This window comes from Mucispirillum schaedleri ASF457 (genome assembly GCF_000487995.2).
Taxonomy (GTDB): domain Bacteria; phylum Chrysiogenota; class Deferribacteres; order Deferribacterales; family Mucispirillaceae; genus Mucispirillum; species Mucispirillum schaedleri.
The window spans coordinates 394,304-409,025 of record NZ_CP097562.1 but is presented as its reverse complement, the minus strand read 5'-3'; the positions used below and the strand labels follow the sequence as shown (position 1 = coordinate 409,025).

14 protein-coding genes are annotated in these 14,722 nt (G+C 29.9%); 5 read left to right on the top strand and 9 right to left on the bottom strand.

What is annotated here, in order from left to right:
• Positions 1–39: 39 nt before the first annotated feature.
• From N508_RS02015 to fliD, 5 genes are read right to left on the bottom strand one after another with little or no spacing between them, the layout of a single operon-like run.
• Complete coding sequence (locus N508_RS02015; RefSeq protein WP_023276414.1) at positions 40–1,086, bottom strand: LptF/LptG family permease; 1,047 nt, start codon at positions 1,084–1,086, stop codon at positions 40–42.
• Between the two features lies 1 nt (position 1,087).
• On the bottom strand, positions 1,088–1,378 hold the full coding sequence (locus N508_RS02010; RefSeq protein ID WP_023276413.1) for a DUF1820 family protein: 291 nt from the start codon (positions 1,376–1,378) through the stop codon (positions 1,088–1,090).
• 9 nt (positions 1,379–1,387) lie between these two features.
• Positions 1,388–1,717 carry a hypothetical protein gene (locus N508_RS02005; protein ID WP_023276412.1) on the bottom strand — a complete coding sequence of 110 codons (330 nt, stop codon included), beginning with the start codon at positions 1,715–1,717 and terminating at the stop codon, positions 1,388–1,390.
• Positions 1,718–1,771: 54 nt separating this feature from the next.
• Positions 1,772–2,200, bottom strand: coding sequence for a flagellar export chaperone FliS (fliS, locus tag N508_RS02000; protein WP_023276411.1), 429 nt, complete (start codon positions 2,198–2,200; stop codon positions 1,772–1,774).
• 18 nt (positions 2,201–2,218) lie between these two features.
• Entirely contained in the window at positions 2,219–5,026 is a 2,808-nt protein-coding gene (fliD, locus tag N508_RS01995) for a flagellar filament capping protein FliD (RefSeq protein ID WP_023276410.1), read from the bottom strand.
• A 231-nt stretch (positions 5,027–5,257) separates the two neighbouring features.
• Between fliD and N508_RS01990 the strand changes: the two genes are divergently transcribed.
• Positions 5,258–5,884, top strand: a complete 627-nt coding sequence (locus N508_RS01990; RefSeq protein WP_040637191.1) for an HAD family hydrolase — start codon at positions 5,258–5,260, stop codon at positions 5,882–5,884.
• An 88-nt stretch (positions 5,885–5,972) separates the two neighbouring features.
• Here the strand turns inward: N508_RS01990 and N508_RS01985 are convergent, their stop codons facing one another.
• Complete coding sequence (locus tag N508_RS01985) at positions 5,973–6,737, bottom strand: pseudouridine synthase (RefSeq protein WP_023276408.1); 765 nt, start codon at positions 6,735–6,737, stop codon at positions 5,973–5,975.
• A gap of 76 nt (positions 6,738–6,813) precedes the next feature.
• On the opposite strand from N508_RS01985, the gene N508_RS01980 reads away from it, so the two are divergent.
• The 4 genes from N508_RS01980 to N508_RS01965 are packed head-to-tail and all read left to right on the top strand — an operon-like array spanning position 6,814 to position 9,500.
• Positions 6,814–7,593, top strand: a complete 780-nt coding sequence (locus N508_RS01980; RefSeq protein WP_023276407.1) for a 50S ribosomal protein L11 methyltransferase — start codon at positions 6,814–6,816, stop codon at positions 7,591–7,593.
• On the top strand, positions 7,587–8,363 hold the full coding sequence (locus tag N508_RS01975; protein WP_023276406.1) for a metallophosphoesterase: 777 nt from the start codon (positions 7,587–7,589) through the stop codon (positions 8,361–8,363). Before N508_RS01980 ends, N508_RS01975 begins: the two co-directional genes overlap by 7 nt.
• Positions 8,351–9,046 carry an RsmE family RNA methyltransferase gene (locus N508_RS01970; protein WP_023276405.1) on the top strand — a complete coding sequence of 232 codons (696 nt, stop codon included), beginning with the start codon at positions 8,351–8,353 and terminating at the stop codon, positions 9,044–9,046. The genes N508_RS01975 and N508_RS01970 overlap by 13 nt, the downstream gene beginning before the upstream one ends.
• Positions 9,039–9,500 (top strand): nucleoside deaminase, encoded by a 462-nt coding sequence (locus N508_RS01965; protein WP_023276404.1) that lies wholly within the window; start codon positions 9,039–9,041, stop codon positions 9,498–9,500. The genes N508_RS01970 and N508_RS01965 overlap by 8 nt, the downstream gene beginning before the upstream one ends.
• Before the next feature lie 254 nt (positions 9,501–9,754).
• On the opposite strand, the gene N508_RS01960 is transcribed toward N508_RS01965, so the two are convergent.
• Genes N508_RS01960 through N508_RS01950 form a run of 3 tightly spaced genes read right to left on the bottom strand, consistent with a single transcriptional unit; the run spans position 9,755 to position 14,656 of the window.
• Positions 9,755–11,134: a citrate synthase gene (locus tag N508_RS01960; RefSeq protein WP_023276403.1), complete on the bottom strand. Its 1,380-nt coding sequence runs from the start codon at positions 11,132–11,134 to the stop codon at positions 9,755–9,757.
• 12 nt (positions 11,135–11,146) lie between these two features.
• Positions 11,147–12,409, bottom strand: a complete 1,263-nt coding sequence (gene icd / locus N508_RS01955; protein ID WP_023276402.1) for an NADP-dependent isocitrate dehydrogenase — start codon at positions 12,407–12,409, stop codon at positions 11,147–11,149.
• Positions 12,410–12,418: 9 nt separating this feature from the next.
• Positions 12,419–14,656, bottom strand: a complete 2,238-nt coding sequence (locus N508_RS01950) for an aconitate hydratase (RefSeq protein ID WP_023276401.1) — start codon at positions 14,654–14,656, stop codon at positions 12,419–12,421.
• Positions 14,657–14,722: the final 66 nt, after the last annotated feature.

Genomic DNA, 14,722 nt, shown 5'->3' with positions numbered 1-14,722 from the left:
TTATATATCACCAATTATCAAGGTATAATTTACTTACATTTATTTAAAAGAGCGTTTTAAAGAGTATATAAGTAAAAGAATAAAAATAAATAATGGTATCCATGCAGAAAGAGCAGGATTTATTGGAATTGAGCCAGCACTGTTTTCAAAATAAAGCATTAAAGCATTATATAAGAATGCAAGTCCTATGGAAATTAGAATACCAAATGATTTACCACTTCTTGATAAAAATACACCGAGAGAAAATCCAAAAAGTATCATGACAATAGCTGAAAGTGGAGTAGAAAACCTTTTATGAAGCTCAAACTGTGCTTTTGGGTTATCACTGTTTTCAATAAGCTGACCTATGCTCATAGTCATTGGAGAATTTACTGCTTTTGCAATATTAATATTAAGTGGCAGATTTATAGACATATTTTCAAACCCAACAGTTGACAATTTTCCCTGCTTATCTTCCATTGTAAAAGTTCCATTATAAAATAGCATTTCCATACTTCTATTATCAGTAGGTGTTATTTTTGCATGAGCAGCATTAATAATAAGTTTTTCTTTTGTTTGTATCATTATCATATCATCAAAAGCAGTATCACTTATTTTATTTTTTACAAACAGTAAAATACCTGGAATCTGTTCATATATTTCATTTGCTTTTAAGTCTTTAATAGATATATTTTCAACTATTTTATTTAAATTATTGTATGCTAATGTAGAGCCTTTTTCCACAAAATATAAACCCATTGCAAGATTAATAAGACCTGCAAATATGCCAATAAAAATAAGCGGTTTAATTAATGTTTTATTGCTCGCTCCTATTGCTTTCATTGCTATTAGTTCAGAATCTGCTGATAGTCTACTGAAAGCTATCAGTGTGGCAAGAAGTCCTGCAATAGGGATAGTCATATAGAATATGGAAGGCAGTAAATATATTATTGTTTCTATAAGTAAAAATAAAGGAACATTTTTAGAAAAGAAAAGGTCTGCAAGAGTTACCATTCTTTCCATAAGCAGCAAAAACATAAAGAAAAGATTGCCTATCAAAAAAAAAGGTATAATCTCTTTGATTATATATTTTTGGACTAAATTCATTTTAATTTTTAACCGAATCAAAAATATTGATGATTTGTGCTTTCTTATCTTCTTTTAATTCTTCTATACGGATAATATAATTACCAGAGATAATTATACGCTTTGTATCTTTAAAAAGAGTGTGAGCTTTATCTTCTCCTGGTGTAAGAATAATATCTGACTGGTTTGGAAATTCTATTCCTGAAATCTCAATAAAGCCTAAAAAATCTGCCTGAGTAACATTTGTAGCATAAAGAGTAGTATGCTCTTTATCTTCATCTATAATAGTTATTTTGTATAATTCTTTTGCCATATTTAAATATTAAAATCTCCTATTTATTCTATGAGCAAATTGATATTTTACAGCACCATAGCATACCATACTTCTATTTTTATTAAGATTATTAATTTTTTCTTTTGTTGCAGCCTGTTCGTTTTCAATACGCTTTATAAAATCTTTTAATAATTTTGATAATTTACTAACTTTTTTTTCTGCCTGACAAGATTTATCATGTTCTATAATCTGTTTTAACTGGCTGAAATAATTATTAAAAATATCAATTTCATTAGTATAATTATCATCAATTTTTATAAAGCATAGTTTCTCTGCCTGAGTTTCACACTGCTGCAGCATAATATCAAATGCACTCATATTCTTCCTTATAAATAAGCATATATTTTTATTTTAAATATGTCTATAAAAAAATTACCCTGCAAAATTAATAGATTTAGCCTGCTCTCTATTAACTGGAGTTTTTACAACAGCAATATTATCTTTTTCTACGATTTGTTTCCATGCGTCACAAAGCGGCAGTAAAAGCTCAATAACAGATTCTACTTTATTTTTATCTTTATCTCTGTTTGCTTCAATAAGCTGCCAAATCATAAAATCATAAAGACGCATAAGATTATCAGCGATTTCTCCAGCATCCATATTTAAAGTAGACATTAATTCATATAAAATATTTTCTGCTTTTACAATATTATTATGTGCTTCTTGAATATTGTCTTCATCAATAGCTTTAGATGCTTTTCGTAAAAATTTAATGGTTCCTTCAAAAAGCAGAACTACAATTTTTCCTTTCGTAGCTCCTTCAACTTCTTGTTTTTTGTAATTTTGGTAGGCTGTCTGCATACTAATCCTCTATTTTATTTATTTTGAAGCATTATTAGTGCTTAAATTTGTTAAATAGCTTGCACTTTGCTGTAATGTAGATATTCTTTCTTCCATTGCTGCAAATTGAGAATATAATCTTTCAAGATACATTTCAACTCGTGTTGTCTGTGATTCTATTTGGTTTTTTAGTAGTGATATTTCTGATTCAATAGTTCCATTTGTAGCAGTTTTTTTATATAATGCAGAAGTTGAATTGACTGTTTTATCTAAATAATCACTGTAAACTCTAGCCCATCCAACACTTACAATTTTACTTGTTTCTTTACCTTTTTCATCCTTTTCATAAACTGTTTCACTGTCAGTAAAAAAGTAAAACACATCATCAGGATTTTCTGATAAAATTGATACAAAGTCACTTTGTTCTTTTATATATTCTGCTAATTTTTCTTGGTCAGTTGAAACATCAAACAAAAGCCCTAGTTTTGTAATTGTAGTATCTCGTGTGCTGCTTCCTGCAATATTAATGCCAACTTGAGTTATAGATTTAAATTTGCTGTTATCAGAATTAATGGTTTTTGTTAAATTAGCTCTTATATTGGTTTTTAATGTTCTCAATTCAGAACTTCTTGTTACTAGGTCATAATATTGTATTTTTTCATAATTTTCTTGATATTTTTTTATTTCATCTTCACTCATAGATTCTTTTTTTTCATCAGTTAAAGGCTCACTGTATTTCTCCCTTAATTCATCTTTATAAGAAATTTCTGTTGGGTTTAATGCATTTATTAATTTATTATATTTTGCAGCAAATTCAGCTAATGCAGTTACTGCTTTATCAGTATCTATTTTTACATTAAAAACAGTTGTGCCTGTTGTATTAATTGTAAAAGACATTCCTGGCACTACATCATTAACTTCATTATTTTCCCTTGTATATTTAACACCATTCATTGTAAATACAGCATCTTTACCTTCTGTGCCGATAGTAGTTTCTTGAGTTTGCATATAAAGTAATCCAGTTGAAAGTAGAAATGAAGATGTATCATTAGGACCGCCAACTTTTATTCTCTCTCCATTTGTACTAGTTAAAGAAAATTTATCTGTTGTAGAGTCGTAAGTCATAGTAACACCAGCACCAGATTTATTTACTTTACTAATTACTTCATTAATAGAGTCCTTACTAGTATCTACATAAATGGATACCCCATTAATAGTAAATGTCCCACTTTTTATAGGATATGTAAAAGAAGGGTCTAGTTTTGAAATTACTGCAGAAGTATCAAGTGTGCCTTTATTCTGCCCCCTGACATAAGTAGCACCACTATTTATGCCTACTTTAAATACACTAAAAAAACTTGAAGTGTCAGTATCATTACCCATTGTTAATTCAACAGCACCGCCTTTGTTATTACTGATTTGAAAAATATTTTTTTCATAATCATAAGTCATAGTAACACCGGCACCAGAGCCGTTTATTTTTGCCATTAATTCATTTGGAGTATATTTTGTATAATCTTCAATTTCTATTTTTGTTCCGTTTATATAAAATACACCATTTAAATCTTTAAATACTGTGCCATCATCAAAAAAGGTATTGCCAGCAGTTGTTTTAGAGCCTATCTTAGTATCAAGCCATTTATCTATTTCATCTCTATCTATTGCAGGGTTTGCATTTGCTATTTTATCAAATATATCACCATAAAATGTTGTATATGTTTCTGGTCTGCATACAGCAGATGCATCTTGATAAATTTTAAAAGTTCCTTTAGTTGGACCTTTTCCATCTTCAAATTCTATTTTACCCGGTGCAAAAAAACCGCCTTGATCAGCTGAATTTAATTTTGTGCCAAGTTTTTCTGAGGAAGTTGATACCATTATATTTGTAATTTCTTTAGTAGATTGTGGTTTATATCTGGTATTAAGCCCTAAAGCATCAATTAATTTAGAAGTAGAGGTTGGCACATAACCTGGGTCATTTGGGTCACCAGTATCTGCAGCATCTACAAAACCTAAAACTTCTATTTCATTCTGTGTATCTACATCATAAAAGGAGAAATTAAATCCATTATCATCTAAATTAAGTGTTACTTTCATAGTCTGCTGAGAATTGTTACCATGAAGTGCATCAAGTTTTGCATTTATTTCCAAATCTAAATCAGAAGCAAGTTTATTTAGTGAAGTGCCAGCTTTATAATCCATACTTATGGTAAAGTTTTTTTGCTCACCATTATAGTTATATACAAAAGTAAAATCGCCTTTAATATCTTGATTTAGCTCACCATTACCATTTACTAATGTTTTATCCGCTTTACCAGTATGAGTTACCATATAAGTTTCATTTAAATTGCCTTTGAATGTATCTTTTGCAAACCATTTATCATTATAACCATAGTTTGAACCTGTATACACATTAACTGTATGTGTTCCTTCCAACTGGTCATAAGGTGAGAATGATGGAGAAAAACTTTTTATACCTGCTCCTGTTTGTGATAAAACTTTGTTTGTATATATACTTGTAGCATAAGCAGGCTCTGCGACTTGGTCTACTTTTAATGTATATGTTCCTGGTGGAGTAGTGATTGAAGCAATAGCAGAAGCCACAGTCTCTACAGAAGATGAAGTTGTTTTGCTTTTAAAAGTAGATTCCATTTTTAAACTTAACATAGAATTTTTAATATCTGTTATCATAGTGATAAAATTGTTATAAGTAGTTTTTTCATAAGTTAATTCATCTATCTGCTGGTTAAGTTTAACAATTGGAGCTTTTGCTGAATTCATATATGCTTCAACAATACTGTCTGTATCCATACCACTTATTAAGCCGCTTACTCGTAAGCCTTCCATATATCCTCCATATAAAAGGAACTCATACTTTGTTATTTATTCGTCAAAAGTATGAATTACTTTAATCATTTTAATAATTACAATAATAGGAAATTTTTTCCAAATTGCTTTTGAAACATTTTTCCAATCATTTACTAGCATAAACCGTGCCGAAATTATAATTTAATAAAAATATTGAAAAAAAATAAAATTGCATATACTATTACAATTATTTTAATTGGTGTAAAATATATGAGACAGATAAGAGCAGTAATATATGACTGTGATGGTGTAATAGTAAATAGTGATAATGCAATAATATCATATTATTCATGGCTTGCAGAAAAAAGCGGGGTAGAAATACCAGACTGGTCTGATGAAAAATTTAAACGAATAGTACTTTCCTATACTGAAGATGGTATTGTAGATGTTATATCAAAGGGCAGTCATGTAATAAAAGACAGAATATATAAAATAATTAGAACAGAGCAGTATAAATCAGGATTTGAAGATATAATATTAGAAGAAACACTGCCAGCAGCTCTTGATTTATTAAAAGAAAAGGGCATATTTATTGCTGTTGATACTAACAGAGGCCATTCTTTATCTGATTTATTAACTTATTTTAATATTAGAGAATATTTTTCATGTCTTATTACATCAAGAGATGTAGAAAACCCAAAACCAAGTCCTGAGGGTGTTTATAAAATATGCAGTTATTATAATATAGAGCCAAAGAATGTGTTATTTTTAGGGGATTCTATGACAGATTATATGGCAGCAAAACAGAGTGGAGCATTTTTTCTGTCATATAAAAATCATTTACATAGTGCTCCAATTATTAATGACCATAAAGATATTATAAAATATTTGTATTAATTAATATTTTATTTGTTATTATGGTTCAAAGTAAATAATCTTAAAAAATAAATTATAAAAAATATTATTTAGAACCACAGGTATAAATCTATTTATATTCAAAAGTATCATACATATGAAGAAACAATTCTGTTTTTTGATGACAGTAAAAAGTTTTATCATTGATTGTATATTTAAAGCAGTGCAGGCACAGCCTTTTAAATTGCAAACCATTATATATTTTATCACCTATTATAGAATGGTTTAAGTAATCAGAAAATGCTCTTACCTGATGTCTTGCAGCTTTTTCAAGAGTAACTTCTATAAGGCTTATTTTCCCATTAAACTTAACTTTTTTCATAACAGCAGGAAATCCATCATCGTTATTATCTAATACTTTGACTTTTTTCTTATTTACTGCATCTATTTTTTTTGCAATTTCTATATATTCTGGAAATTCTCCGTTTACAAAGGCATAATATGATTTAGATATATTATTTATTTTTATATTTTTATTTATCATGCCTATAATACCATCTGCTTCATAGTCAAGCCGCGAAAGTGAGTTATAATCAGGAAAGTTTTTATAAATATCACTGATAGTTAAATCATCATCTATATGTAGTCTTTCAGAATGAAGAAAAGGTGGCTTATATAGAAATACATAATTATCATCTTGATATAAAAGATAATCAGATAAATTATAATTTAACTGTTTTATTGTAAAATCAGCAGTGATATTTTCTGTGCCATCTATTTCTATATCTTTTTTAATAATACTTTTATTAATAGAAATTAAGCCGTTTTTAACAGCTTCTTTTGCCTGTCTTCTTGAAATGTTATAATTTTCTGCACAATATACTGATAGTCTCATAATGTATCTATAACAAGATTTATATTATATTTCAATAATATATTGCAACTTTTTTTTATATGCAATATAATTAAGTATGATAGAATATAGATTACAAATACTACCTGATGTCCTTCGTATTTTATTTGAAGAAGCAGAGACTTTAATTGTAGAAGAAGAATTTAAAGACCAGAAAACTTATTTAATATATTCAAGTGATGATATTTCTGATATATTAAATGAACTTGGTATCCCTTTTGAAGCAAAAGATACTGAAGAAACAGGCTGGCAGGAAAAATGGAAAGAATATATTCAGGAAGATTATCTCACCAGTGATATTTTCTTTGTTTTTGAAAAAGATAAAAAGTTTGAAGATAACAGAAAAACTTTATATATTAATCCATCACTTGCATTTGGCACAGGAACTCATCCTACTACAAAAATTGCAGCAAGACTTTTAAGCAAAATCTGCAGTGGGAAAAGTATGCTTGATGTTGGAACAGGCAGTGGAATATTAGCGATTTCTGCATCAATGAATGGTGCAAAGTACATTGATGCATTTGATATAGACCCAATGTCATTAGATAATTGTCTTGAAAATATTAAAAATAATGACTGTCCAAATATTGAAGCATGGACTGGTAATATATCAGATATAAAAGATAAGTCTTACGATATTGTATGTGCAAATATTATATCAAGTGTTCTACTTGCTATAAAAGATAATGTTAATAGATTATCTTCTGAATATGTTGTTTATTCAGGTATATTAGATAGTGAATTTGACAGTATTAAAGATGAATTGTGTCTTGGTTATCAAATAGATGAGCGTCTAACTATTAATGAATGGACTGGTGTGAGGCTTAAAAAATGTTAGCTGTTATAGGTGATGTTCATGGCAGCATAAAAACATTAAAAAAGCTTTACTATACTTTGATGGATAAATATTTAATCCATCGCATTGTTTTTCTTGGAGATATTGTAGATAGAGGACTTTATTCTAAAGAAGTGGTAGAGTTTCTAATGGACAGGCAGGGGGAATGTTTGATGACATTTCTTTGCGGCAACCATGAAGATATGCTTATCAATTCTATAGAAAATGAAAAAAGATACCCAAATTTTTGCTGGCATGAAAGGGTAGGGCTTAACACTGTTGCTTCTTTTATGGGTATTACTATTGAAGAAGCTGCTAAAAAAACACAATGGGAAATAACCCCATATTTTCTGCCATATATGGAATTTTTTAATGGATTTCAAGAGTATTATATAGAGCATACAAAAAAATATAAGTTTCTATTATCTCATGCTGGACCTGCATTTTTTGATACACCGCCACACAAACAGTATGAAAAATGCAGTAAAGAAGAAAAAAACAGACATTATCCTTATATGTGGCATACAAAAACAAAAAACTATAAATCTAAATATTTTGATTATATTCTTATACATGGTCATGAAGCAATAGTTAATAAAAACTCTACTGCTGAAGAACTAGATAATGTTTATCCATTAATTTATAAAGATAGTGCAGGGGAAGTGATAAGTATTAATATAGATACAGGCTGTTGTTATCATGGCAAACTTACAGCCATAATTATAGATGAAAATGGTAACTATACATTTGAGATAATTAAATGCGACGATTAAGACGAGTTTATTTTGATTATGAGCTGACACCTGTTATAGAGCTTGATGAAAACCAGTCAAGGAAGTTAAAAACTGTTCTGCGGGCAGAGCAGGGCGATATTGTAGAAGTATTAACAAAAGAATATTTAGCCGAAGGTGAAATATATATTGCTGGTAAAAAGGGTGTTCAGGTAAGAATACTTAAAAAAAGACCTGTGTGTATTCCTGATTATAAGTTTATAGTATATCAGTGTATAGCTAAACGGGAATATATGGATTTTATTATAGAAAAATATTCAGAATTAGGAGTAACTGATATTATTCCTGTTATTTCAAATAGAAGTCTAGATTCTTTAAAATCATCAGCTTATGAAAGATATATTCAGATAGCAAAAGAAGCTGCAATACAGTGCGAAAGAGAAGCTGTGGCAGTAATTCATCCTGTTCAAAAATTAGAAAGAATAAAGCCTGCAGCAGATGAAAATATATTGTTCCATGAAAGACTTGGTGAAAAATCTATCCCTAAAATTACTTCTAAAAATATATCAATAATAATAGGTCCAGAAGGTGGTTTTACTGATAAAGAATACTTATACCTTATAAATGCAGGTTTTAAAGCACATACTCCAATTAACACTATTTTAAAAGCAGAAACTGCTGCAGTGCTTTTTGCTGGACTGGTTAGGCTGTCTATAAATGAATAATCATCTAAAATATATGCAGCTTGCATTTTTAGAAGCACAGAAAGCATTAAAAATTATGGAAGTGCCTGTTGGTGCAGTTATTGTTAAAGATGATATAGTTATAGGAGCGGGGTATAATAAAAAAGAAAATAATAGAAACCCTTTAAGCCATGCAGAAATAGAAGCAATATATGAAGCATGCAGAAATACAGATAACTGGCGTTTAAATGGAACTTGTATGTATGTTACAGCAGAGCCATGTATAATGTGTGCTGGAGCAATTTTACACGCAAGAATTGATAAAGTATATTTTGGTGTATTTGAGTCAAAATTTGGCGGTGTTTCATCAATTACAAATATTTTTGATATAAATAAACTAAATCATAAAGTAGAATACTTTTCAGGCTTAATGAGTGAAGAAATAAGCCAAATGATGAAAGAATTCTTTATAAAATTAAGAAATTCTAAAATTTAAGATTTTTAAATATATAATAAATATATATTTTCCTAAATTATTAACATAGTTAATATCTGCTCCCATATTTATAAGTGTATTAAATGTTGGGATACTATGGACTTACAAGAATTTTGTTTTAAGCCTGATTTTAAAAGGCAAAAAATCTAAATTATCTATTATTACAGCAGCAAATAATATATTTAAAATATATATTTTTTAGATACTGAAAATCCTTATAATGCTTAAAGCACTATAAGGTAATATAAATGAATTTAACGACTTTGTATTTCTATATATGGTTTTTCTGGAGCAATACTGCTGTAACCTGGACGAATAATTCTTTTTCCTGCAAAAGTTATTTCTTCATTTCTATGGGCACACCAGCCAACAATTCTTGCCATTGCAAAAAGTGGAGTGAATATTTCTTTTGGTATACCTATCATATCATAAACAAAACCAGAATAAAAATCTATATTACTAGATACTCTTTTTTTAGTCCCTTTTTTAAAATTACTGAATGCTTCAATAGAGCGTGCTTCTACTAATTCTAAAAAGTCCATTTCTTCTGTTCTACCTTTTTCTTTTGCTAAATCTCTAGCTAACTCTTTTAAAAGAATTGCTCTAGGGTCAGAAATTGTATATACTGCATGACCTATACCATAAATAAGCCCTGTTTTATTATATACTTCTTTATTAAGCATTTGATATAAATAAGCATCTATTTCTTCCTGATCATCCCATTTTTTTATGTTTTCTTTTAAATGGTCAAGCATATCTGCTACCATTAAATTAGCACCGCCATGAAGTGGTCCTTTTAATGAGCCGATACCTGCTGCGATAGATGAGTATGTGTCTGTCATTGTTGAGCTTGTAACACGAACGGTAAAAGTAGAGTTATTCCCGCCGCCATGGTCTGCCTGTAACAATAATAATAAATCAAGAGTGCGGGCATCAAGCTCTGTATATTCTTCACCTTTAATCATAAATAAAAGATTTTCTGCAATAGATAAATCTTCTCTAGGGTGTCTTATGTGCATAGTTCTGCCATTATATGCATGACGGAGAACATGGTATGCATAAGATATAACTGTAGGAAATTTTGATAAAAGATAAAGTGACTGTCTCATTAAATTACTTTGAGATACATCATTTGGATTTTTATCATATATATACATTTCAAGAACAGTTCTTGCAAGTATATTCATTATATCAGAGCCTTCTAAATCAATTAAATGCAGCCTTGTTTTTTTTTCTAATGGCATTTCTTGTGCTATTAAGCTTTTAAATTCTTCAAGCTGCTGTTTATTTGGCAGTTTACCTGATAATAGAAGATATGATACTTCCTCAAACCCTAGTCTTTTTTCTTTTAAAAGAGCATAAACTATATCATTTACATCAATACCTCTGTAAAATAATTTACCGGGAATAGGAGTAAGACCAGCATCAGATTTTTGATAACCTACAACATTGCCAATTCTTGTAAGACCAACTAATACACCTGTGCCATCTTCATTTCTAAGCCCTCTTTTAACATTATACTGTTTAAAAAGATCTAAATCCATTGTAGTTGCTTCACGCATAGCATCAGATAAATCATAAATTAAATGTTCTTTAATGGCAGCACATTCTTCAGAAAAACTATCATAACTCATTATTTGTTTCACCTATTTAATTAGTTTTATAATATTATCAGCAAAATCTGTTGTAGAAAGGCTTTTTCCATTATTCATAAATCTGGCTAAATCATGGGTAGCATATCCTTTCTCAAAAGATTCTACAAGAGAATTTTTAATTTTTTCACTGACTTCTTTCCAGAAAATATATTCAAAAAGCATAGCAAAAGAAAGCAGCATAGAGCATGGATTTACAATATTTTTACCTGCAATATCTGGAGCTGTGCCATGGGTTGCTTCAAATATTGCATGACCTGTATTATAGTTAATATTTGCTCCCGGTGCAATACCAATACCTCCAACCATAGCTGCAAGCTGGTCAGAAACATAATCACCATTTAAGTTAAGTGTTGCTATTACAGAATAATCTTCTGGTTTTAATAAAGTGTTTTGAAGAAATGCATCTGCAATATTGTCTTTTATAATTATTTTACCGCTTTCAACTGCATTTTTATATGCAGCATTGGCAGCCTCTTCACCTTTTTCATTTTTTATAATGCTATACTGATTCATAGTAAAAGTAAAATCAGCAAATTCTGTTTCAGCTGTTTCATAACCCCATTTTTTAAAGCCGCCTTCTGTAAATTTCATAATATTTCCTTTATGAACTAATGTTACAGAAGGTTTTTTATTATCAACAGCATATTGAATTGCAGCTCTAACAAGTCTTGAAGACCCTTGTTTTGACACAGGTTTTACCCCAAAAGATGATGTTTCTGGAAAGCGGACTTTTTTAACATTCATTTTATCATGTAAAAAATTATAAAATTGTTCAGCTTCTTTTGTGCCTGCTTCCCATTCAATACCAGCATATATATCTTCTGTATTTTCTCTAAAAACAACCATATTAACTTTTTCAGGCTCTTTTAATGGAGAAGAAACTCCTTTAAACCATTCTAATGGTCTAAGGCATACAAATAAATCAAGCTCTTGTCTTAAAGCAACATTTAAAGACCTTATACCACCACCAACAGGTGTTGTTAACGGACCTTTTATACCTATTAAATATTCTTTAAAAGTATTCATTGTGTTTTCAGGCAGCCACTGCCCAGTTTGATTATATGCTTTTTCTCCGCCTAATACTTCAAGCCAGTCTATTTTTTTTGTGCCTTTATAAACAGTATTAACTGTATGGTCTACTATTTTTTTACATACATTTGTTATTTCTGCACCAACACCATCACCTTCAATAAAGGGCAGTGTTAATGTATCAGGAACTATTAATTTATTATTTTCTTTAATTATTTTTGCCATAAATCACCATTATTTTTGTAAGTTGTTTAATGCAGAGCCTGCTTTAAACCATTCTATCTGCTGCATATTATATGTATGGTTTACTTTGAATGTATCTGTTTTACCGTCAGAATGTTTTAAAGTAACAATAAGTTCTTTATTAGGAGCAAAATCTTTTAATCCTTTAATGGATATTAAATCTCCTTCCTGCACAAGGTTATAATCATCTTTATTTTGAAAAGTCAGTGCAAGCATACCTTGTTTTTTTAAGTTAGTTTCATGTATCCTTGCAAAGCTTTTTGCAATAATAGCTTTTACACCTAAAAATCTTGGCTCCATTGCAGCATGTTCTCTTGAAGAGCCTTCACCATAGTTTTCTTCAGCTGCTACTATAGAGCCGTTTTTGTTATCTCTATAGTATTTTGCAGTAGCAGAAACAGCAGCATATTCATGTGTATAGTTATTTTTTACTTTATTTGTTTCATTATTAAAGGCATTTACTGCACCCATAAGCATATTATCAGAAATATTTTCTAAATGTCCTCTATATTTTAGCCATGGACCTGCCATAGAAATATGGTCAGTAGTGCATTTTCCTTTTGTTTTTATTAATAGGTCTGCTTCTATTATATCATTGCCGTCCCATTTTGCAAAAGGTTTTAATATTTGCAGCCTTGAAGATGAGGCATCTATTTTTACAGTAATATCATCACCATTTTCTGGTGGAGTGATTAAACCTTTATCACATTTAACAAAGCCTTCTTTTGGAAGTGCATCCCATGATGGAGCAGTAAGCATCACATCATTTCCATATTTATCTTTAACAGTATCTTTTTCTGGATTAAAACTTAATCTGCCTGAAATTGCATAAGCAACAGCCATTTCTGGTGAAACTATAAAAGCATAAGTATTAGGATTTCCATCTGCTCGTTTTGCAAAGTTTCTGTTAAAGGTTGTTACTATAGTATTTTTTCTTTCGTTATCATCTGTTATTCTTTTCCACTGCCCAATACAAGGTCCGCAGGCATTTGTCATAATAACTGCACCAGCATTTTTAAATGTATCTATAATTTTATCTCTTTTAGCAGTTTCCAGCACTAAAATAGAGCCCGGATTAATAATTAACTCTGCTTTTAAAGGTATATTTTTTGCAACAGCCTGTTCTAATAAATTAGCAGCTCTGCCTAAATCTTGATATGATGAGTTAGTGCATGAGCCAATAAGAGCAGCTTCGACTTTATCAGGATAATTATTTTCTATAACTTTTGCAGCCATTTCACTTACCTTAGATGCAGCATCTGGAGTAAATGGACCATTAACATAAGGGGATAAGTTGTCTAAATCTATTTCTATAACTTTATCATAATATTTTTCAGGATTATTTAAAACTTCATCATCTGCTTTTAAATATTCTTTATACTGCTCAGCTAGAGCTGCAATATCTTTTCTGCCTGTTGCATTTAAATAATCAGCAGTATGATTATCAAAAGGGAATATTGATGTTGTTGCACCAACTTCTGCACCCATATTACATACAGTTGATTTGCCTGTTGCAGGAAGTGATAATGTTCCTTCGCCAAAATATTCTATAATAGAGTTTGTGCCACCTTTAACTGTTAAAATACCTGCAAGTTTTAAGATTATATCTTTTGGAGAAGCAAACCCTTTTAGTTTACCATTAAGCTTAACACCTATAATTTTAGGCATTTTTAATTCCCATTCCATACCGCTCATAACATCAGCAGCATCTGCACCACCAACACCAACAGCTGCCATAGTTAAACCGCCAGCATTTGGAGTATGAGAATCTGTTCCTATCATCATACCGCCGGGAAAAGCATAATTTTCAAGCACTACTTGATGGATAATCCCTGCACCTGGTTTCCAGTAATCTATACCATATTTTGCAGCTACACTTTGCAGAAATTCATATACTTCTTTATTTACTTTTTCTGCTTCTGGTAAATCTATATCTGCACCTTTATAAGCTTGTATAAGGTGGTCGCAGTGAACAGAAGATTTTACAGCAGCTTTCTTTTTTCCTGCATTCATAAACTGTAATAAAGCCATTTGTGCAGTAGCATCCTGCATAGCAACTCTATCTGGTTTAAAGTTAACATAATCTTCACCATGTTTATAATCCTTTAATTCATTTTCATAAAAAAGGTGAGCATATAGAATTTTTTCTGTTAATGTAAGTGGTCTGCCAAATTTATTTTTTGCAGCATCTACTTTTTTGCTGAAAGACTTATAGAAAGTTTCAAACATATCAATATCCTTATTTTTGTATGATTAACATTATTTTTGCAAAAATTATAAAGTATTTTTACATAA

Excerpts from the sequence above, each read along its gene's own strand:
- N508_RS02015 (WP_023276414.1), bottom strand. The coding sequence starts at position 1,086 with ATGAATTTAGTCCAAAAATATATAATCAAAGAGATTATACCTTTTTTT.
- N508_RS02010 (WP_023276413.1), bottom strand. The coding sequence starts at position 1,378 with ATGGCAAAAGAATTATACAAAATAACTATTATAGATGAAGATAAAGAG.
- N508_RS02005 (WP_023276412.1), bottom strand. The coding sequence starts at position 1,717 with ATGAGTGCATTTGATATTATGCTGCAGCAGTGTGAAACTCAGGCAGAG.
- fliS (WP_023276411.1), bottom strand. The coding sequence starts at position 2,200 with ATGCAGACAGCCTACCAAAATTACAAAAAACAAGAAGTTGAAGGAGCT.
- fliD (WP_023276410.1), bottom strand. The coding sequence starts at position 5,026 with ATGGAAGGCTTACGAGTAAGCGGCTTAATAAGTGGTATGGATACAGAC.
- N508_RS01990 (WP_040637191.1), top strand. The coding sequence starts at position 5,258 with ATGAGACAGATAAGAGCAGTAATATATGACTGTGATGGTGTAATAGTA.
- N508_RS01985 (WP_023276408.1), bottom strand. The coding sequence starts at position 6,737 with ATGAGACTATCAGTATATTGTGCAGAAAATTATAACATTTCAAGAAGA.
- N508_RS01980 (WP_023276407.1), top strand. The coding sequence starts at position 6,814 with ATGATAGAATATAGATTACAAATACTACCTGATGTCCTTCGTATTTTA.
- N508_RS01975 (WP_023276406.1), top strand. The coding sequence starts at position 7,587 with ATGTTAGCTGTTATAGGTGATGTTCATGGCAGCATAAAAACATTAAAA.
- N508_RS01970 (WP_023276405.1), top strand. The coding sequence starts at position 8,351 with ATGCGACGATTAAGACGAGTTTATTTTGATTATGAGCTGACACCTGTT.
- N508_RS01965 (WP_023276404.1), top strand. The coding sequence starts at position 9,039 with ATGAATAATCATCTAAAATATATGCAGCTTGCATTTTTAGAAGCACAG.
- N508_RS01960 (WP_023276403.1), bottom strand. The coding sequence starts at position 11,134 with ATGAGTTATGATAGTTTTTCTGAAGAATGTGCTGCCATTAAAGAACAT.
- icd (WP_023276402.1), bottom strand. The coding sequence starts at position 12,409 with ATGGCAAAAATAATTAAAGAAAATAATAAATTAATAGTTCCTGATACA.
- N508_RS01950 (WP_023276401.1), bottom strand. The coding sequence starts at position 14,656 with ATGTTTGAAACTTTCTATAAGTCTTTCAGCAAAAAAGTAGATGCTGCA.